18 protein-coding genes are annotated in these 21670 nt (G+C 48.7%); 11 read left to right on the top strand and 7 right to left on the bottom strand.

The window, feature by feature from the left end; all coding sequences use genetic code 11:
• The first annotated feature begins 82 nt into the window (after positions 1-82).
• Positions 83-2071 (top strand): bifunctional metallophosphatase/5'-nucleotidase, encoded by a 1989-nt coding sequence (locus HP567_RS01245; RefSeq protein WP_173610298.1) that lies wholly within the window; start codon positions 83-85, stop codon positions 2069-2071.
• A 69-nt stretch (positions 2072-2140) separates the two neighbouring features.
• Here HP567_RS01245 and lplT read toward each other — a convergent pair whose 3' ends face one another.
• From lplT to HP567_RS01225, 4 genes are all read right to left on the bottom strand, one after another.
• Entirely contained in the window at positions 2141-3331 is a 1191-nt protein-coding gene (gene lplT / locus HP567_RS01240) for a lysophospholipid transporter LplT (protein ID WP_173610299.1), read from the bottom strand.
• Position 3332: 1 nt separating this feature from the next.
• Positions 3333-5441, bottom strand: a complete 2109-nt coding sequence (locus HP567_RS01235; protein WP_173610300.1) for an AMP-binding protein — start codon at positions 5439-5441, stop codon at positions 3333-3335.
• 110 nt (positions 5442-5551) lie between these two features.
• On the bottom strand, positions 5552-6190 hold the full coding sequence (locus HP567_RS01230) for a response regulator (protein WP_007724579.1): 639 nt from the start codon (positions 6188-6190) through the stop codon (positions 5552-5554).
• 19 nt (positions 6191-6209) lie between these two features.
• Positions 6210-7589: a HAMP domain-containing sensor histidine kinase gene (locus HP567_RS01225; protein ID WP_173610301.1), complete on the bottom strand. Its 1380-nt coding sequence runs from the start codon at positions 7587-7589 to the stop codon at positions 6210-6212.
• A gap of 197 nt (positions 7590-7786) precedes the next feature.
• Here HP567_RS01225 and HP567_RS01220 point away from each other — a divergent pair, with 197 nt between their 5' ends.
• The 8 genes from HP567_RS01220 to HP567_RS01185 all read left to right on the top strand — a co-directional run bounded on the left by HP567_RS01220 (position 7787) and on the right by HP567_RS01185 (position 15899).
• Positions 7787-10465: a sigma-54-dependent transcriptional regulator gene (locus HP567_RS01220; protein WP_173610302.1), complete on the top strand. Its 2679-nt coding sequence runs from the start codon at positions 7787-7789 to the stop codon at positions 10463-10465.
• Between the two features lie 204 nt (positions 10466-10669).
• Positions 10670-10972, top strand: a complete 303-nt coding sequence (locus tag HP567_RS01215; protein ID WP_015893830.1) for a PTS sugar transporter subunit IIB — start codon at positions 10670-10672, stop codon at positions 10970-10972.
• A gap of 7 nt (positions 10973-10979) precedes the next feature.
• Positions 10980-12329, top strand: a complete 1350-nt coding sequence (celB, locus tag HP567_RS01210) for a PTS cellobiose transporter subunit IIC (protein ID WP_173610303.1) — start codon at positions 10980-10982, stop codon at positions 12327-12329.
• Between the two features lie 21 nt (positions 12330-12350).
• Positions 12351-13097: a chitin disaccharide deacetylase gene (chbG, locus tag HP567_RS01205; protein WP_173610304.1), complete on the top strand. Its 747-nt coding sequence runs from the start codon at positions 12351-12353 to the stop codon at positions 13095-13097.
• Positions 13098-13108: 11 nt separating this feature from the next.
• Positions 13109-13435, top strand: coding sequence for a PTS lactose/cellobiose transporter subunit IIA (locus HP567_RS01200; protein ID WP_088909910.1), 327 nt, complete (start codon positions 13109-13111; stop codon positions 13433-13435).
• Positions 13432-14754 carry a 6-phospho-beta-glucosidase gene (locus tag HP567_RS01195; RefSeq protein ID WP_106654938.1) on the top strand — a complete coding sequence of 441 codons (1323 nt, stop codon included), beginning with the start codon at positions 13432-13434 and terminating at the stop codon, positions 14752-14754. Before HP567_RS01200 ends, HP567_RS01195 begins: the two co-directional genes overlap by 4 nt.
• Before the next feature lie 13 nt (positions 14755-14767).
• A complete protein-coding gene (locus tag HP567_RS01190) occupies positions 14768-15607 on the top strand; it encodes a Cof-type HAD-IIB family hydrolase (RefSeq protein ID WP_173610305.1) in 840 nt (279 codons plus the stop codon).
• A gap of 28 nt (positions 15608-15635) precedes the next feature.
• Complete coding sequence (locus tag HP567_RS01185) at positions 15636-15899, top strand: HPr family phosphocarrier protein (protein ID WP_048035997.1); 264 nt, start codon at positions 15636-15638, stop codon at positions 15897-15899.
• 65 nt (positions 15900-15964) lie between these two features.
• On the opposite strand, the gene HP567_RS01180 is transcribed toward HP567_RS01185, so the two are convergent.
• Together HP567_RS01180 and HP567_RS01175 are read right to left on the bottom strand one after the other, a co-directional pair.
• Positions 15965-17938: a sensor histidine kinase gene (locus HP567_RS01180; protein WP_229087835.1), complete on the bottom strand. Its 1974-nt coding sequence runs from the start codon at positions 17936-17938 to the stop codon at positions 15965-15967.
• 156 nt (positions 17939-18094) lie between these two features.
• The gene (locus tag HP567_RS01175) at positions 18095-18787 is read right to left on the bottom strand and encodes a response regulator transcription factor (RefSeq protein ID WP_173610306.1); all 693 of its coding nucleotides are present in this window, start codon (positions 18785-18787) and stop codon (positions 18095-18097) included.
• A gap of 168 nt (positions 18788-18955) precedes the next feature.
• Between HP567_RS01175 and HP567_RS01170 the strand changes: the two genes are divergently transcribed.
• Both HP567_RS01170 and HP567_RS01165 read left to right on the top strand, forming a co-directional pair.
• A complete protein-coding gene (locus tag HP567_RS01170) occupies positions 18956-19582 on the top strand; it encodes a class I SAM-dependent methyltransferase (RefSeq protein WP_229087827.1) in 627 nt (208 codons plus the stop codon).
• A gap of 18 nt (positions 19583-19600) precedes the next feature.
• A complete protein-coding gene (locus tag HP567_RS01165) occupies positions 19601-21262 on the top strand; it encodes a DEAD/DEAH box helicase (RefSeq protein WP_173610307.1) in 1662 nt (553 codons plus the stop codon).
• Between the two features lie 56 nt (positions 21263-21318).
• Here the strand turns inward: HP567_RS01165 and HP567_RS01160 are convergent, their stop codons facing one another.
• The gene (locus tag HP567_RS01160; RefSeq protein WP_173610308.1) at positions 21319-21669 is read right to left on the bottom strand and encodes a DUF779 domain-containing protein; all 351 of its coding nucleotides are present in this window, start codon (positions 21667-21669) and stop codon (positions 21319-21321) included.
• Position 21670: the final 1 nt, after the last annotated feature.

Here is a 21670-nt window from a genome sequence, read left to right as displayed (position 1 = left end):
TTTCATACAAAATAGAACAGGAGGACAATTAGAGCAACACCATCGAGGGCATTGACAGATTAAGAGAGACAGAGGGGAAAACATGAAAAAACTAGCGAAGGGCTTATTCAGTGTAGCACTTACATCCATGGTGCTGGGCAGTGCGATGATGGGGATCGCCGCACCGGTAAAGGCCGCAGAAACACCTACCAAAATTACGTTGCTGGGTACATCTGACATTCACGGACGATTCATGCCGTGGGATTATGCGCTGGATGGCCCGAATCCAAATGGCAGTATGACGCAATTGTTCACGATGATTAAAGAGATTCGCAAAGAAAATCCAAACACCGTGTTGCTGGATGCAGGCGATTCGATCCAAGACAACTCGGCAGAGCTTTTCAACGACCAACCGCAATCTCCTGTCATGGTCGCGATGAACGAAATGAACTATGACGCATGGGCTTTCGGCAATCATGAATTTAATTTTGGACTCGATGTATTGGACAAGGTAAGCAGCCAATACAAAGGCTCTGTGTTGGCAGGGAACATTTACAAGGAAAATGGCGAGCGTTTCTTGCCTGCGTACACGATCATTGAGCGTGGCGGTGTAAAAATCGGCGTCATTGGGATGAACACCCCGATGATTACTGATTTCGAAAAAGGAACCGATCATCTGGATGGCCTCGTGATCAAAAATCCGGTAGAAGAAACCAAGAAAGCTGTAAAAGAGCTGGAAGGCAAAGTAGACGTCATGATCGGTCTCATGCACATGGGCATCGAGAATGAAAACGGAATTCCGGGTACGGGCGTAGCAGATATCGCGAACGCTGTTCCAGAACTGACTGCGATTTTTGCAGGTCATATGCACAAGCTCGTGAAAAAGGAAGAGATCAACGGCGTCCTGATTACAGAGCCGGACAAATACGGTACGCATCTCTCTCGCATTGACCTGACTTTCGAGAAGAAAGACGGCAAGCTCGTGCTGACTGACAAGGAAGCGACTGCGGTCCCTGTAAAAGGCGCAGATGGCACACCAGCAGTATCCGATGCAGCGCTGGAAACCAAGCTCAAGCCTTTCCATGAGTTCGCGCGTGCAGATGCCAACATCGTCGTAGCAGAGCTCAAAGGCATGAACCTTGTAGCGAAAAACGAGATAGAGGGCATCCCGACGGTCCAAATTCAGGAGACGCCACTATCCGACTTTTTCCACGAAGTGATGCTCTACTATAGCAAAGCAGACGTGGTTGCTCACCAGATCGACAACGACAAAGCCAAGCTGGATATCGGTCCGATCAAGAAAAAGGATATCGCCTACAACTACCAATACGCGGGTGGCGAAATTACTGTATACAAAGTAACCGGAAAAGACTTGAAGGACTATATGGAATGGGCTGTGGGCTACTTCAATTCCACGCGTCCTGGTGACGTGACCGTAAGCTTTGATCCAAAACGCCGCGCTTCCAAATACAGCACCAACGATTTCTTCGGTGGCGTGAAATACGAGATCGACCTGACCAAGCCATACGGCAGCCGCATCACGAACCTGCGCAAGCTCGATGAGACACCGATCAAGGCTACAGATACCTTGAAGCTCGGGATGAACTCATACCGGATGGAAGCTTTGCAGGCAAAAGGTGGCGCGTTGGAAGGACGCAAGTTCGAACAACTGTGGTCTTCCAAAGACAATACTGCGTTCGGTGAAACAGGTGGTACGATCCGCAACCGTGCTATTGCGTACCTAAAAGAAGTGAAAAAAGGCGTTTACGAGCCAAAAGTACAAAACAACTGGAAGATTACAGGCGTGGACACCGCTGCACCTGAACGCAAGGATGTAGTAGAGCTAATCAATGCAGGCATTCTGAGCGTTCCGAAAACGGCAGATGGCAAATACACCAATATCGCTTCCATCAACATCAAGGACGCGATAACCAAAGAAGAAATCACCGAGCTGACTGCAAAAGCAAAAATCAATGCAGCGAAGTTCGCGACAGTCAAAACAAAAGGTGAATTTTATCATCAACTGAACGAAGCGAGAAAGGCTGCGGAGAAATCGGGTACACCGACAACCAATACGCAGCAAAAGAAATAGCATAGATAGACGCAAAAAAGCCGTGACGCTAGTAGTCACGGCTTTTTCTTTTTCGACGATGCCAATCTTTCAACGCAAGATACGTCGGCGGTACTTCACCAGGTACAACAGGAACCCAAGCAACAGCAGCCCTTGACCAACAATCGCACCGGAGATGGAGATACCGATATAGGTGATCAGGTAGTAAATGCCGGAGCCTACGGCCATCAGCAGATTCTCGATGAAATTCTGAATCGCAATCGTTTTCCCGGAACCGACCATCCGTTTGCCTTCATCCTGCAAAACGGTATTCATCGGGATAATGAACACGCCGCCCATAAACCCGACGAGAAGCAATAGACTGATGGCAACAAAGGTGATATTCGTCCAGGGAAATAGCACGATGATGAGAAACATTCCGAATCCGTATGTCAGCGATCGAGTGAAATGAGTCAAAGGAATGAGTTTGGGAGCGAGAAAAGCTCCCGCGATAATTCCGATGGATGTCGTTGCGAGAATCAGTGACACAGAGAAGCTCTCCGGGTTAATCCCAAGCGCGAGGGGAATCCAAGCCAGAACGGCCACGCGCAGGACAGCGGAGGACATCCAGAATGCTCCGGTTCCAATCAGGGCAAAGCTCGTTTCCGGACGATTCATCAGGTGCTGGAAGTCGATGAAAAAGCGTCGTGCTTCTGCCCCATAGCGAATGGATGCATTCCCTCTCATGCGTGGAACGAAGAAAGTCATACCGAGCGACAGCAGATAGATCAGCAGACAAATTCCAGACGAGATAAGCGGTGCCGTCATGTTTGCGATGGCTCCACCACCACCGATTCCTGTCAAAATCGCAAAGATCGTATAGGCTTCGATACGTGCATTCGCATGAAACAGTTCATCTTCATTTCGAGTCAGCTCCGGCAAAATGCCGTACTTGGCTGGAGAATACACGACCGCTCCGACTCCTACTGTGAAGTAACACAACATCAGCATGATGATGCTCGACTGGTCAATGAAAAACAGCAAGACGACACCAAGTGCTTTAATCAGGTTGCCGATCACCAGCACGATAGACTTGGCGTGCTTGTCGGCAAAAGGCCCAACCAGTGGAGCGAGAAAAACGTAAGGGAGAAAGAATGAAATCGATACGAGTGCAAGCATCGCGGGAGAAAAACCGTTCTCCCGCAGCAGATTCGCGATGACAAACAAAATCATGTTGTCGGCAAAGGCCGATAGAAATTGAGTGAAGTACAGGGCTTGTAGTGGTTTTAATCGTATGTTCACATCATTTTCCTCCCGTTTCGGCCAGTTGTTTCAGGCTGACGTAATCCGTTTTTCCACTACCGAGAAGTGGTAGAGCCTTGATGACTTGCATCGTACCTGGAATGAGCAGTGGCGAGAATTGCTTTTCCGTCAAATACGCGCGCAATTGACTCAGTTGAACCGTTTCATCTGTGGTAAATAGCAGGACACGCTCACCTTTTCGCGCATCATTCACTGTGATCGCAGCAAAACCGGAGTGTCCAAAGCATTGCATAGCCAGTTCTTCAACCAGATTGAGCGAAACCATCTCGCCACCGATTTTGGCGAAGCGCTTTAAGCGGGATTGGATGCTGAGAAAGCCGTCCTTGTCAGCAGTAACCAAATCACCTGTGTGATACCATTCCTCAGCGGGAACAAAGCCTTTTCCGTGAATCATATAACCTTTCATGACGTTCGGACCCTTCACCAAAAGCTCTCCGCCAGCACCGATTCCTTCTACTGGTTCCAGCTTGGCGGACATCCCTGGCATCAAGCGCCCGACGGTTCCCGGTTTGTTAGCCAGCGGGGTGTTGAGCGCCAGGATCGGAGCTGTTTCCGTTGCCCCATAGCCTTCAAAAATCCGCACACCGAACTTTTCCATCCACAGCTTGCGCACATCATCCTTTAGCTTTTCCGCTCCTGCAAATACGTAGCGCAAGGTGTAGAAGTTGTAAGGATGGGCCATACGTCCGTAACCAGCCATAAAGGTCGAGGTTCCAAAGAGAATCGTTGCGTTTTGGTCGTAGACTAATTCGGAAATCGCTTTGTAATGCAACGGACTTGGATACAGATAGACCGGGATGCCTTTCACTACCGGTAAGAGTGTTCCCGCAGTAAGGCCGAAGCTGTGGAACATAGGCAGGGCATTGAAAAACTTGTCGCGACTCGTAATGTCAATCACACTGGTCACTTGTTGAATATTCGCGTATAGATTCGTATGCGTCAGGATGACACCTTTTGGCTTGCTCTCGCTGCCGGAGGTAAAGAGGATCAGCTCGTTGCTAGCCGCAGAAGCCTTTTTCTTCCGAAAATAAGAGAAGAGTGCAGACACTTTATCAAAAGCAGTCGCGGATGCTTTCAAATCCTCGAGATAAATAATTTTCATGCTCGGTGAAAGACCTGCGATGATGTGCTCCAGCTTTCCTTTTTCAATGAATACACGCGATGTCAGGATCGTATCGATATGAGCAGTCTCGCAGCAATCCAGCAGGGAACGAATCCCGAGTGAAAAGTTCAGGATGGCTGGAGTGGCGCCGATGCGGAACAACGAGAGTAACGTTACGAGATGACCCACTGAATTGGGAAGGAAAACACCGACAACCGGTTTTCCCAAGAGCATCGGCTGCAATTTGTTGCCGAGTAAGTAGCTGCCGATTAACAAGGTCTTGTAGTTGATCGCGGACGTCAGGTCCTTGGCGATTTCCATTTTTGCACCATTCAGGCGAGCTGCTTCGAGAACTTCATCAAACAGATTCACGTTTTGCTTCATTCTGCTTTCGAACAAGCCTTCTTGGAGAGTACGCAGGATGCGATCATTGGCCGTGGCTTTTTGTTGGCGCATCGACAGGTTTGGATCGCGCTCGATGGTGAACGGAGTGCCTACTGTCATGGTCACATCAGGGAACCAGGAGAGCTTCAGCTTTCCTTTCAAATATGAGAAGATCGAACGTTCCAGGCCATTAATAATGATTGGGTAAACCGTTACACCAGTTCGGAGCGCGAGATAGCCGACACCGCTGTAGATTTTCATGATGCCGCCCGTCGTCGTAATCCGACCTTCTGGAAAAATCACCAGCGTCTGCCCGTTTCGAAGGACGCGGAGCATGTGGCGGATGGAGTACGGGTTGAGCGGATCGATTGCGATATGCTTGCGGAAGCGGAGGAAAAACGCAAACCGCTTGGCAATCTCCGTGTTGACGACAAAGGTCGCTTCTTTTGGTAAGCAAAAGGATAGGAGTACCGCATCTAGCAAGGAGACGTGATTGGGAGTGATAAGAGATGGTTTCGACAAGTCGATTTTGGAGAGTCCAAGCACACGAGGACGAAACCACAGCATCAGGATCGTTTTTAAGAAAGAATAAATAAGGGCCATGTGGACCACACCTTTACAAGGGATAATTGAGAGTTGCTCTATAGCTTTCATTGTAAAGAGTGGAGCATGTAAAAAAAGTACCAACATTCATTGGTACCTGGTAATAAGACCTAGAATAGCTTTTTTTGGCTGGCTTTTGCGGCCGCTTCCTTGCTTGTTTTGACGCCCATTTTTTTAAGGATTCGGTTGATGTGATTTTTGATCGTACGCTTCGTGATGTGGAGAGATTGTTCGATCTGCGTCTGCGTATGACCTTGGTGGATGAGTTGTAGGATGTCTCTTTCTGCGGGAGATAACAGCTTTTGGTTTTCATCGTTTTTCAAACGCAAAAATTCGTTGCGCAGTGCCGCAGCCGCCGTAGGGTGAATGGCAGATTGGCTGTTGTGAGCAGCACGGATGGCGTCGGGAATTTCCTTGAAGCTCGATTTGCTGATGTAGTTGACGGCACCTGCGGAAAATGATTCCACGATCACTGCCTCGTCTGTCAGAGAGGTGAGCATGATGATTTTGCTGTCAGCTTGAAGTGCCATGAATTCGATTGCCGTCTCGATCCCGTCCAAATTGTTCTCGGTCAAGTTAATGTCCATTAAGACGACATCCGCTTTGGCAGGCAAAAAGCGCTCGATTGCTTCTGCTTTGAACCCTGCTTCCCCTACTACAGTGAGATCCGGTTCTTTGTTCAGGAAGTCAATGAGGCCTTTGCGCCAGACGGGATCGTCCTCTACTAAAAATACCCTGATTGGATTCATGTGTGTTTGCGTCCTTTCGCTATTCAGAGTCGGTTGTGATGACGCGCTTTTTCGGGAAGAACAGGAAAACGGTGGTTCCTTTGCCTTGCTCACTGTAGATTTCCAGTTGGCCCTGATGCTTTTGCATGACATTGTAGCAGTAGGAGAGCCCGAGACCAAAGTTTTGCCCTGTCCTTTTTGTCGAGAAAAAAGGATCGAGTACATGAGGCAGGTTCTCTTTTGTGATGCCTGTGCCTGTGTCTGCGACAGTGATGATGAGATGCTTGTGGGACAAAAATAGCTGAAGATGAAGCTTGCCGCCCGACTTCATGGCTTCCAGCGCATTCATGCACAAGTTGGTGATGACTTCGCGCAGTTGTACGCCATCACCATACAAGCGAAGGGCTTCGTCCAATTCACTAACGACTTCTACCTGTTGTTTCAGGATATAGGGCGTCAGATTTTGTGTGACTTGCCCGATGATTTGGCCAGGGTCACATGGTTCTTCTCGCAACTCGACGTCTCGCAGTTGGTTTTGAATCCGATTCATCATGTCCAGCATATGCTGCGAGGATTGCATCAGGACAAGCGCATCTTCTTTTAGCGACGGTTGGTTGGTTTCATCCGCATATGTCTCGATACGGTCGGCATACAGCGAGATTTTGCCTGCTTCATTTTTGATCGTATGGTTAATGATTTGCGCACCGGAAGTCAAGGCACGCAAGGTACTGTCCAGACGTCTTTTCTCCACGCGGAGACGGACGCCCAGAAAGCCGTATTTCAAACTGATGGCAACGATCAGGATAAACTGGATCGTGACCACGCCAATGTTGTAGCGCCAAGCTTCGTAATCGTTCTGAGTGCGCATGATATAGATGAAAATAAAGACGAAAAACAACGGAACGATGATGAGTACGTTCGTGAAAAAGCTGTTCTTTTTCACGAGTGGATCTTTTTCTCGCATGTACTGTACGACAAGCAACGTACAGGAGAACAGAAAAAACGGAATCACCCATGCCACCATAATCCAGTAGTTAAAAAGCAGTTCGGGATAAACGGGTGTAATCCAAAGCATCCCAAGCGGCAGGATGAGAGCAGCATATTGTATCGTCAGCTTTATTCTGCGAGACAAGAATTCAGTTGAGTGCACGGAAAACATGAGAAACGTATAGGGCAAGCCCGCTTGGCAAACAAAAGAAGAGATGCGGCTTACTAATATCAGGGTGTTCGTGGTCCCGGGCTTTGCGGCCAGGTAATCTGCAAAATAGGGCATGATCGTCTCGTCAATCGCGCCTGAGATAAAGCCCCCAGCCCCAACAAAGGCAGTTGCACAAGCCCAGCGGATCGACGTTCGTTTCGGGTCTGTGAACAGCACAAACAGACCTAATGCCCATATGGTAAACACGATGAAAACCATCATGGATTTGCTATCTCCTGTCAATCATTATTTATCTATTATATCGTACACCAGGGAAAGGAGACGGAAAAATAAATCATCGGGACAAAAACGGGGGAAGGGGGAAAAGCAGCAAGCAGGTTTTTCCAAATATTCGTGGAAATGAAAAGGATTGGTTGTGCATTTCGTGACTTTCTATCTATTCAACGGCGGGTGATAGAGTGAAACGAGTAGATGTAATATTCCAGACGTTAGTAGACGCTGGTCCCGATAAAAAAGTAAGCGCTTCAGATTTGGCTGAGAGGCTTGGTTTGAGTCGAGCGAATGTGAGCAGCGATTTGAACCGTTTGTGGAAGGAAGGTCGAATCGGGAAGGAAGAAGGGCGTCCGACGCTGTTTTTTGCCAAGCAAGGAAACGATTCGCTCTATTTGGCGGAGACGTCGCTGGACAGGCTGGCGAAGACCAACAAGAGCCTGATCACGCGTATTGAGCAGGCAAAGGCGGCCGTTTTGTATCCGCCGCGAGGGATGCATTGCTTGATTTTGGGGGAAACAGGTGTAGGAAAATCGTGGTTTGCTGGGATGATTCACGAGTTTGCCGTGGATATTGGACGCCTGGATAAGCATGCTCCTTTCGTGATTTTTAACTGTGCCGATTATGCCAACAACCCGCAGCTCTTAATCAGTCAATTGTTCGGAGTCAAAAAAGGGGCGTACACCGGAGCGGAGATGGACCGCAAAGGACTCGTGGAAAAGGCAGACGGCGGCATTCTCTTTCTCGATGAGGTGCATCGGCTGCCGGCGGAAGGACAGGAAATCTTTTTTACCTTTATGGATAAGGGTATATACCGCCGCGTAGGGGAAACAGAGATGGAGCGGACGGCTCACGTCCAGATTGTCATGGCCACGACAGAAAATCCGGAGTCGAGTCTCTTAAAAACGTTCATGAGGCGCATTCCCATGGTCATCAAGCTGCCATCTTTGGTTGAGCGTGGCTTGGAAGAGCGCTTCAGTATTACGATGGAAATTTTTCAAGAAGAGGCCTTTCGGTTGGGGAGAGAGATTCAGATATCGGCCAATGCTGTGCAGGCATTCTTGTGCTATCACTGCCCGAATAACATTGGACAGTTAAAAACGGATATTCAACTCACCTGCGCCAGCGCCTATGCCGAATTCATTTCGTTAAAAAAGAATCAGCTACACGTGTCGGTTCAGGACCTGCCGCATCATGTCAAGCAAGGGCTGCTTTTGGTGAAGGATTACAAGCAGGAGCTCGATGAAATCATTGGGACGGAGCACAATTGCTTTGTCGTGCAGCCATCAAAAGAGGGCATCTGGATCGGACGAGAAACAGAGGATACAACGGACAGTGTCTATGAAAAAATCGAGCAAAAAATATATGAGCTGCAAAACCTCGGTGTGAGTGAAGAAGAATTGGAGTTTGACATCGAGAATTATTTTACGACCTTTATCAAAGGCGTCCATCAACGCGTAAATAAGGGCGACATGGCCCGAATTATCGACCCGTTCATCATTCACCTCGTGGAAGAGATCGTTCGCTTCGCAGAGGCCAAGCTGGAGAAGATTTTGAGCCAGAAGGTAATCTTTGGTCTCGCGCTGCATATTCAGACATCGAAGGAGCGGCTCGCGCAAGGCAAGCAAATCGTGAATCCGCAAATCAACCATGTGCGAATCAAATACAAGAAAGAGTTTGCAGTGGCGCTAGAGTGCGTTCGCATGATAGAAGAAGCGATACTCATGGATCTGCCGATTGGTGAGGCTGGATATTTGACCATGTTTTTCGTGCTCGACGATGTCAGCATGGAGGAAGAACGGGAAACAATCGGAGTGCTTGTGATTACGCACGGAAGCGGCGGTGCGACAGCGATGGTCGATGTGACGAACCGATTGCTAGTCACACAATATGCGAGAGCCATTGACCTGCCGCTTGAAGAAGATTCCATGAGTGTTTTGGAAAAAGCAATGAAAGTAGCCAGAGAGATCGGGAGCAAGGCTGGACTGCTGTTGCTCGTGGATATGGGATCGCTGCTCGGCTTTGGCGAAATTATCGAGCGGGAGATCGGCATTCCGGTCAAGGTCATTCCGATGGTCAGTACGCCGCATGTGATTGAAGCCACTCGAAAGGCCATGCTCGGTCATTCGCTGGAGGATGTTTACCGAGATGTCGTGGGCATGTCGCTCTACCAACGGGAGGAGCAGCCGAAAGAACAGGTGCAAAAGCATGTTCCAGCGCTAACGATTGTCGCTGCCTGCCTGTCTGGGGAAGGCAGTGCCTTGTTTTTGAAAAAGCTGCTGGAATCGAGGCTCAGGTACGATGATAGCCTTCTGGAATTTGTGCCGCTGCAACTGATCGATAAGGCACAGGCACGCAGTCAGCTTCGAAAAATCAAGGAAGAGAGAAAAATTCTGTTCGTGGTGAGCAATTACATTCTCGACCGCGAATTGCGCCACCATAGCATGGACGATGTTTTGAACGGAGAAGCGATGTCTGATATCCAGCAAGTGATCGATCTGGAAGAGGCCTACCTGAAGATGCAAGAGTCGCTGGGGGAGCATCTGCAAATGGTAGACGGTCAAGATATTCTCGCAGACGTGAGGATGTGTGTCGGCCGTATGGAGGAGCGATTGAACAATTATTTGGTTTTTGACACGCGAATTGGGGCCTACTTGCATATCTGCTGCTTGGTAGATCGTCTGAAAGCAGGTGCGCAATCCGTGGCGTATATTCAAAAAGAAAGTTTTTTGCAGGAGAATCGCAAGCTGTACAGCTTAATCCGCCATGAATTATTGCCGCTGGAAGACAAATATGAGGTAGTGATCAGCGAAGACGACGTTTGTTTTATCATGAATTTCTTCATACACAATAAAACACTGGCCTAACCAGTGTTTTATTTTTTGACTATTCCTTATTCAAAATCAAACACTACAGCGCTTACATAAAAACACTAATGGGGATGGCAGGCGATGAGGTCGCGAAATATGACTAACCATGCGGTTTTCTCAGTAAGCGCATACATTTTTTGGTGTTTTGGCACGCAACTTGCTGTTACAGTAAGGCATCACTCGTTGAGAGGAGGGGGTACAATGAATATTTTATTGTGTTGCGCAGCGGGTATGTCGACAAGCTTGCTGGTTCAAAAAATGGAGGAGGCTGCCAGAGAAAAAGGGTTGGACGCTAAAATATGGGCAGTTTCTGCAGATGAAGTGAAGAATCATATCGATCAAGCAGCAGTACTCTTGTTGGGGCCACAAGTTCGTTACAAGCTGACAGAGATGAAAAAAGAAGGGGCATCCAGAGGAATTCCTGTAGACGTAATCAGCACGGTCGATTACGGAACGTTGAACGGGAAAAACGTGCTTGAGTTTGCACTTCGTCTAAAACAGTAGGAGGGGGATGCGTGTGGGCGGATTTGTTTCATTTATGGAAAACCGCATGATGCCGATCGCAGGAAAAATGGCGGAACAAAAGCATCTGCAGGCCATTCGTGACGGAATTATCCTTACTTTGCCTTTGTTGATCATTGGTTCACTGTTCCTCATCATTGGCTTCATACCGATACCTGGTTATGACGAATTCATGGGCGGTATTTTCGGCGAAAAATGGCGGACGAAGCTACTGTATCCAGTAGGCGCTACTTTTGACATCATGGGGTTAATTGTGAGTTTTGGCGTCGCCTACCGACTAGCAGAGAAATACAAGGTCGATCCGCTGTCGGCTGGAGCGATCTCTGTTGCTTCCTTCTTGCTCGCTACTCCGTATAAAGTAATGTTCACCCCTGAGGGAGTGAGTGCAGCCCAAGAGGTAGGCGGAGTCATTCCCGTTACGCTGATGGGTAGTCAGGGATTGTTTGTAGCCATGATATTGGCGATTTTAGGAACCGAGATTTATCGCAAAATCATCCAAATGAAAATCGTCATCTCCATGCCACCCGGCGTTCCCCCTGCTGTTTCCCGCTCTTTTGTGGCATTGATCCCTGCGGGTGCTGTGCTTATCGTTGTCTGGCTGATTCGGATTCTGCTAGAAAACACCTCTTTTGAGAGTATTCATAATATTGTAAAAGATCTTCTTGTCGGACCATTGAGTGTGGTCGGCAGCAGCTTGATTGGCGCCATCATCTGTGTGTTGCTCATTCATATTCTCTGGGCTGTTGGTTTGCATGGTGCGGCGATAGTCGGTGGCATTATGAGTCCCATCTGGCTAACACTGATGGACCAGAACAGAGCGGCGTTTCAGGCAAATCCGAACGGTGAATTGCCGAACGTGGTCACCACGCAATTTTTTGACATGTGGATCTATGCAGGGGGATCAGGTGCTACTTTGGCTCTCGTTGTCCTGATGGTATTTATGGCGCGAAGCAAGCAGATGAAAAACATCGGCAGACTCTCGATTGGGCCTGGTTTGTTTAACATCAATGAACCGGTCATCTTCGGGATGCCGATTGTCATGAACCCGCTCTTGATTATTCCATTTGTGATTACCCCTGTCATATTGGTCATTATCAGCTATTTTGCGATGTCGCTGGGATGGGTAGCAAAGCCAAGCGGGGTATCTGTTCCGTGGACGACACCATTATTTGTCAGCGGATATTTGGCTACAGGCGGAAAAGTATCGGGGATGGTTCTTCAAGCGGTGAACTTCCTCATCTCGCTCGCGATCTACTATCCGTTCTTCCGTTTGTGGGATAAACAAAAGGTAGTTGAAGAAAAAGCTGGTACTGCTTCCGATACAGCTGTGACTATGTAATCGCTAGAGGAGAGGCTATCTATGAAATTGATTGTGAATGCAGACGATTTTGGGTATTCCAAAGGCGTCAATCTGGGCATCGTCGAAGCGCATCGGGATGGAGTCGTTACTTCTGCGACCTTGATGGTCAATATGGAGGGGTTCGAGCACGCTGTAGGGCTGGCCAAAGAACATCCAACGCTCGGAGTAGGCATTCATCTGGTGCTCACATGCGGATCGCCAGTCAGTCAGGATGTACCATCGCTAACGGATGGAGAGGGGCGTTTTCGACGCGGGCAAGATCATTTGATTTCTGCTGCACCGGATGAGATCGAGCGGGAGCTGCGGACTCAATTGGAGAGGTTCATGGCGTCGGGGCTCAAGCTGACCCATATCGACAGCCACCACCATGTACATGCACATCCAGCCGTTTTGCCGATTGTTCTGAAGCTGGCAGAGGAATATCGAGTGCCAGTTCGCTATCCGTGGATGTCCGGGTCACAGGAGCAGCGAGACCAGTCGGGTGTTTTGACGACAGAAGGCTTTTCTCATCATTTTTATGGAGACGACCTAACCGTACAAACCTTTGTCAAGATCATAGAGGATATGTCAGATTATCCTGTAGTGGAGATCATGACGCACCCTGCTTATTTGGACGAAGCGGTACTGACAGGCAGTTCATACGCAAAGCAACGAACCACAGAATTAAAAATCTTAACAGCAGCAGAGTTAAAGCAATACATTCGTGATCAAAAAATACAGCTCGTGACTTTTAGCGAACTTGGATAGGTGGAGATAGGATGGACCATACAGACGTTATTTTTCAACTAATACTTCACGGAGGAAATGCGCGGAGTCTGGCAATGGAAGCGATCGCTCTGGCTAAAAATAGAGACTTGTCAGGTGCGGAGGACGCATTGAAGCGTGCAGGAGAAGAGCTCGGGCGTGCACACCAAAATCAAACGGCACTTATCCAGAAGGAGATAGCGGGCGAAAAGACTGAGATTAGCATGCTCTTGATTCACGCCCAGGATCATTTGATGAACGCAATTACAGTCAAAGATTTGGCGACGGAGTTTGTCGAGCTGTACAGCCAAATCCATGCAGGCAAGGAGGCAGGAGTATGAGCGGAATCAAAATTGTGACGATCGGTGGAGGGTCTAGCTATACACCTGAGCTGGTGGAAGGCTTCATCAAGCGCTACGATGAGTTGCCTGTCCGAGAGCTGTGGCTGGTGGATATTCCAGAGGGCGAGAAAAAGCTGCAAACAGTAGGCGCCCTGGCAAAAAGGATGGTAGAGAAGGCAGGGGTGCCTATCGAGATCCATTTGACGATGGATCGGCGAAAAGCACTCGCGGGTGCAGATTTTGTTACGACGCAAATGCGCGTGGGTCTCTTGGATGCGCGAATCAAGGATGAGCGGATTCCTTTGAAATACGGGGTGATCGGTCAGGAAACGAATGGACCTGGCGGCTTGTTCAAAGGCCTGCGTACCATTCCGGTCATTATGGACATTTGTCGTGACATGGAAGAGCTATGTCCAGATGCTTGGCTGATTAACTTCACGAATCCGGCTGGTATGGTCACAGAGGCAGTGCTGCGGTATACCAACCGCAAAAAGGTCATTGGACTGTGTAATGTTCCCATCGGGATGAAAATGGGTGTTGCCACTGTTTTAGGCGTCGAGCAATCACGGGTTCATATTGATTTTGCCGGTTTGAACCATATGATCTTCGGACTGGGTGTGTACTTGGATGGGGAAAACGTCATTTCCCAGGTAATCGATAAAATCACGGGCGACCAATCGGGTATTACAATGCAAAATATTTTGGACCTTGGTTGGGATAAGGATTTCATCAAAGCACTGGGGATTCTCCCGTGCCCGTATCATCGTTACTACTACCAGACGCGCACGATGCTTGAGCATGAGTTGGAAGAAGCGGAGCAGAAGGGGACGCGGGCTGAAGTGGTCAAGCAGGTGGAAGCGGAGCTGTTTGCGCTCTACGAAGATCCAGACTTGGATATCAAGCCTCCGCAGTTGGAGAAACGCGGCGGGGCCTATTACAGCGAGGCAGCTTGCAATCTGATTTACTCCATTTACAACGACAAGCGCGATATCCAGACGGTAAATGTTCGCAACAATGGAGCGATTGCCAGCATTCCGGATGATTCGGCAGTCGAGGTGAACTGCGTCATTACAAGAGAAGGACCGATTCCTTTGGCGGTAGGTGATTTGCCTGTTCCCGTGCGTGGACTCGTACAGCAAATCAAATCGTTTGAGCGAGTGGCAGCTGAGGCAGCTGTAACGGGTGATTACCATAAGGCGCTATTGGCGATGAATATTAACCCGCTGGTGCCGTCTGATGTGATCGCCAAAAAAATACTCGATGAGATGCTGGAGGCGCACAAGGAGCACCTGCCCCAGTTTTTCAAGCCCGTCACATAAGGATGGGACTCGCGTGAAATACAAACTCCTCGCCCTGGATGTGGACGGAACGATTTTGATGTCGAACCACAGCTTATCCAAAGTAACAGAGCGGGCCATTACCCAGTTAGTGAAGCAAGGCGTCTACGTCACACTGGCAACCGGCAGGGCATACCCATCGGCAAAATCGTTGGCGGAGCAGTTCCAGATCAGCGCACCACTTGTTTCTCATGATGGCGCATACGTCGCAGATCCCAAGACAGATCAGGTGCTGTATGTACAGCGCATTCCGTATGAGATGGCGGCGAGGATTACAGAAATACTCGTATCGCACGGCTTGGATGTCATGTTGCTGCACGAGGCTTATGCTGTCACGAATCGCACGTGGAAGTGGACGGACTTGTTTCCGCTGTTAAATGCCTGGACACTGCGCCAGCTGTGGAAAAATCAATACCCGCTCAAAATCCAGGCTTCGCGGTTGATAGCCGGATACGTTCGAAAACATGAAGTGTGTGCTCCGAAAATATTCGTCACGGGCGACGAGAAGCGTCTGTTGGCAGCAAGACAAGAGCTGGAGAAAGCCGAGCTTTCGGGGGTTCGCGTGACGGCATCGGGTGCCAATAATTTAGAAATATTGCCTGTGGGCATCTCCAAGGCAAGTGGTCTTGCGGTAGTGAGTGAGAGGCTTGCGATTCAGCCTGACGAGATCGTTGCTGTAGGCGACAATTACAATGATGCAGAGATGCTCCAATTCGCCGGAATGGGTGTGGCGATGGGCAATGCTCCTGATGATCTGAAACAGCTGGCTCGGCATGTCACGGAAACGAACGATCAGGATGGGGTGGCAGAAGTCATCAGGAAGTTTTTTCTGTGAGCATTCAGACAGGAAGGGAGGCGTGAAATTGATCCGAATGAATCTGGAAGTAGCCGTGAGTGGAGGTCTCCATGCTCGCCCTGCTTCTGTCTTGGTGAACCTGCTCAATCAATACAGCTCGTCGGTCAAGATGATCTACAATGACAAGCAGGCAAATGGCAAAAGCATCCTCAGCGTAATGGCTCTGGGGGTAAAGACCGGAGATGAAATTATGTTTGAGGTGGAGGGGGCCGATGAGCAAGAAGTGGCTGCCAGTATTGAGTCCCTATTTGAAAGGAACTTTGCCATCTAACAGGGAGAAAACCACGTAATAAAGCCAGTGCCTGACGATCGGGCACTGGCTTTTCTATTGAATCTTTACGCGTGCTTGCGGAATACGACCGTGACTTTGAAGTAATCGCCATCAATATCGATAGACAGCCTGCCGCCTTGCAACTCTACGATACTTTTTGCGATAGCTAAGCCGAGACCAGAGCCTTCGGTATGACGGGATTGATCAGCGCGCTTGAACCGTTCAAACAGTTCCTGTGCGTCAAAGTCGATTTCGTAGGCGGAGACATTTTTGAACGTCAGGATAACCTCGTCCTGTGTCTCTGCCAAATGGATCAGGACACGTGTATTCGGCATGGAATACTTCAGGGCGTTGCCGATCAGATTCTCGAATACACGCCATGTTTTCTTGCCATCCAGAGGTGCGATGATCTTCGGCTGTTCCGTCGTTACGCGGAAAGTGAGCGTCGATTGCTCGATTTTATCACTGAATTCTGCGATGGATTGGTTGAGCAGGGAGGCTACATTCACTGGCTCGATATTCAGTTCCACCGCACCGCTGGACATTTTAGCTGCGTCAAACAGGTCATCGATGAGGACGCGCAGTCGATCTGCTTTGCGATCCAAGATATCGACGTAGCTCTTGCGTTCCTCAGGTGTCAAATCTTCCTGCTTGAGCAGGGTAACGTAGTTGATAATTGACGTCAGCGGTGTTTTTAAATCATGAGAAACATTGGTGATCAATTCGGATTTCATGCGCTCGCTCTTCATCTGCTCTTCCATCGCGTGCTTGAGTCCCTTTGTGATGTTGTTGAGAGAGTGCGCGAGATCAGATAACTTCCCTTTCTTTACCTTCTGGATCGTAGTGTTCAGATTGCCTCCAGCCATTTCGGAGGCACCTTGCATGATGCGGTTCATCAGTCCCAAGCGTCTAAGCGAGTATGGGAAAACCACGATCATGTAAAACATGCCATACAAAAAGCTGAAAAACAGTAAGCCACCAGACCTTTCGATTAGGGCGACGAATCCGAAACCGATACTCATTCCAAACATAACAGTCAGGATGAACAACGTGGATACTTTGAAGAACATGCCACGATTGGCGTAGCTTTCTTTCAGAAGGACACGTTGTCTGGCGAAGATACTCTTTTGCCACTGTTGCAAGAATCTCTCAGGTTCTTTGTACATAAGCCGCGCCTCCAGCAATTGTAAAAGCAGGTAAGCGGTGAACAAGGATACGAACGCAAGGGTAAAGATATGCTCACCATCAATCGGCAAGAAGAAAAAGCGCAGGTTCACCAACATAATGAAGTACGCAATTCCAAGTACGAACAACATACCCATCCGAATATCCAGCGGGATAAGGCGGAACAGAGCCATGCTTTTTGTGACAATCGGCACTTCCGCCGGTTTGCCTGTTCGCAAGTATAAAAAGCTAAAAGCAATGATAAGGAGAGTAACCGTAAGCAAGACAAACTCGCCAATAAGCCGCTCCCGAATGGAATCATAGTAAAGGGCATCTGCGTGGACCTGACTATATCCGTCTGGTTCTTTTGGGACATAAAAGATACCGCTTAGTTGACTCAATTGATAAGTGCGATTGATGCTTTCCAAATCCCCGTTCGTATTAGGGAGGTTGATTGTATAGCGCGCATATCGGGCCAGTTCCCAATCTGTAGGTTCTTGCGCGAGATTGGTGTAAACTTTGTTGTTCTTTTTATCGGTGACGTAGTATTTGAAGGAGCCGCTTCGCAAGGTGAGGCTGTTTTTTTGTTCCTCGTACTCGGTATCTCTTTCGGCGATTCTGTTGTTCACCTGCTCCTGATAATACGACGTTGCTTTTGCAATGTCTTCTTGCAAGCGTTGTGAATATTCTTCGGTTAATTGGGCGACTCTCTCGTTGTCACCCTCACTTTTTGCCTGTTTTATCGAATCTAAGAGATGGTTATCTTCCTTAATCGACCGGAGGGTTTCCTCATGCTCTTTTTTGAGCTGATTCGCTGTCTTCTCGTCCAGCTTTCCTGGCGTGAAGTCTGCATAATCTACATGAACCTTTTTCACCAGCTCGGCAAATGTCTCTAATTCACGATTGAAGCCTGAGCTTTGAAAGTAATTATCCTCTTGGAGATTCTCGCGTTATGATACAGGTCGGCCATCGTCAGGAGCGCGAGCGAAATACTCACGATCAAAACAAGTAGCACGGGTACCGCAAAGCGTTTATTTTTCGATTTTGTATCCAATTCCCCATACCACCTTCAAATATTTAGGTTCCTTCGGGTTGATCTCTATTTTTTCCCGAATGCGTCTCACGTGGACAGCCACTGTGTTTTCCGCGTTCATATAAGGCTCTCTCCAGACCCGTTCATAAATTTCTTCGATTGAAAACACCCGGCCTTTGTTTTCCATTAACAGCTCCAAGATTTTGTACTCAGTAGCAGTCAGCCGGACCTCGTTGCCATCAATGGCTACATTTTTTGTGCTTTTGTTCAAGGTCAAGCCGCGTACCTGAATCTCATCCTCTGTCATTTGAGCGCTTCCCAGATTGGTAAAACGTCTTAACTGAGATTTGACCCTGGCGATGAGCTCCAAGGGATTAAAAGGCTTCGTCACATAGTCATCGGCACCGATGTTGAGCCCGAGAATTTTATCGGTATCCTCTGACTTGGCAGACAGCATGATGATCGGGATGTTTTTTTTCTGGCGAATTTGAAAGGTGGCGGTCATTCCGTCCATTTTTGGCATCATGATGTCCATCAGGATGAGTTGGATTTCTTCATTCTCCAGTATTTCCAACGCTTCCAGTCCATTGCTAGCCTTGAATACGGTCATGGATTCATTTTTGAGATAGATTTCGATTGCGTCGCGGATTTCAGCCTCGTCGTCGACTACGAGGACTTGATATTTGGTCATGATTCGTCCCACCTTATGAATGCATTCATGGTATTATCTTAACGCCCAGCTCTAACAAAACAGTAATGAAATGTCTTACAAATTTCTTAATAAACAGCGTTCAGGAAATGCTAGCTAATAGGATCAAGCCGATAAATAAGGTAAGATGTGAGGAAGAATACGAGAAAATTGGTGATTGCTTTGCTGGAATGGACAGGGGAGAGAATCATCCCCAAGCTGTTAAAACCTACGAATGGCATGCTGCTGGAGCATATAGCCAGATATTATTTTGCCGCGCCTTATGTTAAAGGTCGAGTGCTGGATATCGCTTGCGGTACCGGCTACGGATGTCATATGATCGCAAAGGATCGAAAACGAGAGCTGACAGAACTGATCGCTGTCGACAATGATGAGGCGACGATATTTTATGCCAATCGGGAATACAACCATCAAAAGATTACGTATCAGCAGGGTGACGCTCTTGATCCGGCTCTTCCCGAGCAATTAGGGTTGTTTGATACGATTTTGAGCTTTGAGACCATTGAGCATGTCGCAGACGATTTGCTGTTTATGGATAACTTGTATCGGATGCTGAAACCAGGTGGCACGCTCGTGCTGTCCAGTCCATTTGGCAGAGGGCGGGGCAAAGAGACGAGTGAGCCCTTTCATGTTCATCAGTTGACGCCGGAAGAGTTCGCCGAGCTGTTTGTACACTATTCTGACGTGGATATGTACTATCAGAGAGGCGTTACGTTTGAAAAAACACCCCGCGATGGCGTACGGTACTTTATCGGCATGGCAGTATGTACGAAATAATAACGGATTGATTTATGAATGGAGATGGCGAAACTGGCTGATTTTTGGAGATTAGGAATACATAAGGAACTGATAGATGCTCTGCAAGCAAACGGGATTACTGAGCCTACATCGATTCAGGAAAAAGCAATTCCTGTTGTGCTGGAAGGAAAAGATGTAATCGCGCAAGCACAGACGGGAACGGGAAAGACGCTTGCCTTTATTTTGCCGATCTTGGAAAAGGTTGATCCGGAAGCAACGCATGTACAGGCATTGATTTTGACGCCTACGCGGGAGCTTGCTCTGCAAATCACGGCAGAGGTGAAGAAGCTCGTAGCGATGCTGGATGATATCCATGTGCTTGCTGTGTATGGTGGACAAGATGTCAATCAACAGCTGAGAAAGCTGGCAGGAAAAATACAAGTGGTCATCGCTACGCCAGGGCGTTTACTGGATCATCTGCGGAGAGGGACAATCGATTTATCACAGGTGTCGATGTTTGTCCTGGATGAGGCGGATCAAATGCTCCACATGGGCTTTTTGCCAGAGGTAGAAGATATTATGGCGAAGACGCCTTTCGATAAGCAGACGATGCTGTTTTCAGCAACGATGTCGGAACAGGTGCAATCTCTTGCGAAGCGCTTGATGAAAAAGCCGGAAAATATCCAGGTGCAGGGCAAGCGTATTACGTTGGAGGATATTCGTCAAATTGTAGTAGAAACGACAGACCGTGCGAAGCAAGATACTCTGTGCAGACTGTTAGATGAACAACGACCGTTTCTGGCGGTGATCTTTTGTCGAACGAAGCGTAGAGCGAGTAAGTTGAATGCTGCGCTGCAAGGTCTCGATTATATGTCTGATGAGTTGCACGGCGACTTGTCACAGGCGAAGCGCGAAGATGTCATGAAGCGATTCCGCGAGGCCAGGATTCAGTACTTGGTTGCAACGGATGTGGCAGCGCGAGGGCTGGATGTAGAGGGTGTCACACATGTTTTCAATTATGACATTCCGGAAGATGTTGACAGCTATATCCACCGGATTGGCAGAACGGGGCGAGCCAAGGAAAAGGGGACCGCTTTTACCTTGGTAGCGGCGAAGGATTGGGGGCAGCTCAGGGAGATTGAAGAAGGGATCAATCTGTCTCTGGAGCGGCGTGAAATGGATCGCGGGGAATCGGGTGATCAAAAGAAACAGACACGACAGCAAAGGCCTGAGTCTGATCGATCCGGGAAGGAAGAGCGTCGCGGGGACAAGCAAGGTAGAGGCAAAGACAAAGGGAAGCCAGCTGAGCGAAGACAGCAAGGCTCTGGGGAACGCCGAAGAGATGGGGAAGGGCGTCAACAAAAGAGCGGCGGTTTTGATCGCAAGCCGAAGGAACGTGACCGTGCGGCAGGCGGTTTTGATCGTAAGCCAAAGGAACGTGACCGTGCAGCAGGCGGTTCTGATCGCAAGCCGAAGGACGGTAACCGTGCAGCAGGAGGATTCGAGCGCAAACCGAAGGACGGTAACCGAGCAGCAGGTGGTACTGGACGTAAGCCGAAGGAAGGAAACCGTGCAACAAGTGGATTTGATCGCAAGTCTAGCGGCTCTGGCAAGAAGCCAGTATCTGCACAACGCAGTTCCGCCCGTCCAAATGCAAAACCAGGCAAAAGGACAAGCGCTGCTCCTGCAAATCGTACTTCTCGCAAAAAATCCAGATAGCAATCCAAGCAAAAAAAGACCGTTCCCGCCGTATAAAGGCAGGAGCGGTCTTCCTTTTATTCCGGTTCCGTGTCTGGAAATACCCGTGATCGAGTGAGGAAGCGTACTCCCTCCGGCCCTTCCAGCGAAAACATTCCGCCACGCCCATTCACGACGTCAATGATGAGCTGCGTGTGCTTCCAATACTCATACTGCGCTTTGCCCATGTAGAACGGGCAGCCACCGATCTCGCCTAACAGGATGTCCTGCTCACCCACGAGAAATTCTCCGAGCGGATAACACATGGGAGAGCTGCCATCGCAGCAGCCCCCTGATTGGTGAAACATCAGGTCACCGTGTTTGGTGCGAAGCCGTTCAATCAATGCCAGTGCAGCATCTGTCGCGAGCACTTTTTCTGGCTGGCTCATT

This window comes from Brevibacillus sp. M2.1A, assembly GCF_013284355.2.
Taxonomy (GTDB): Bacteria; Bacillota; Bacilli; order Brevibacillales; family Brevibacillaceae; genus Brevibacillus.
Note: the sequence above shows the minus strand (reverse complement) of the source record. Positions and strands in the feature narration are given on the sequence as shown.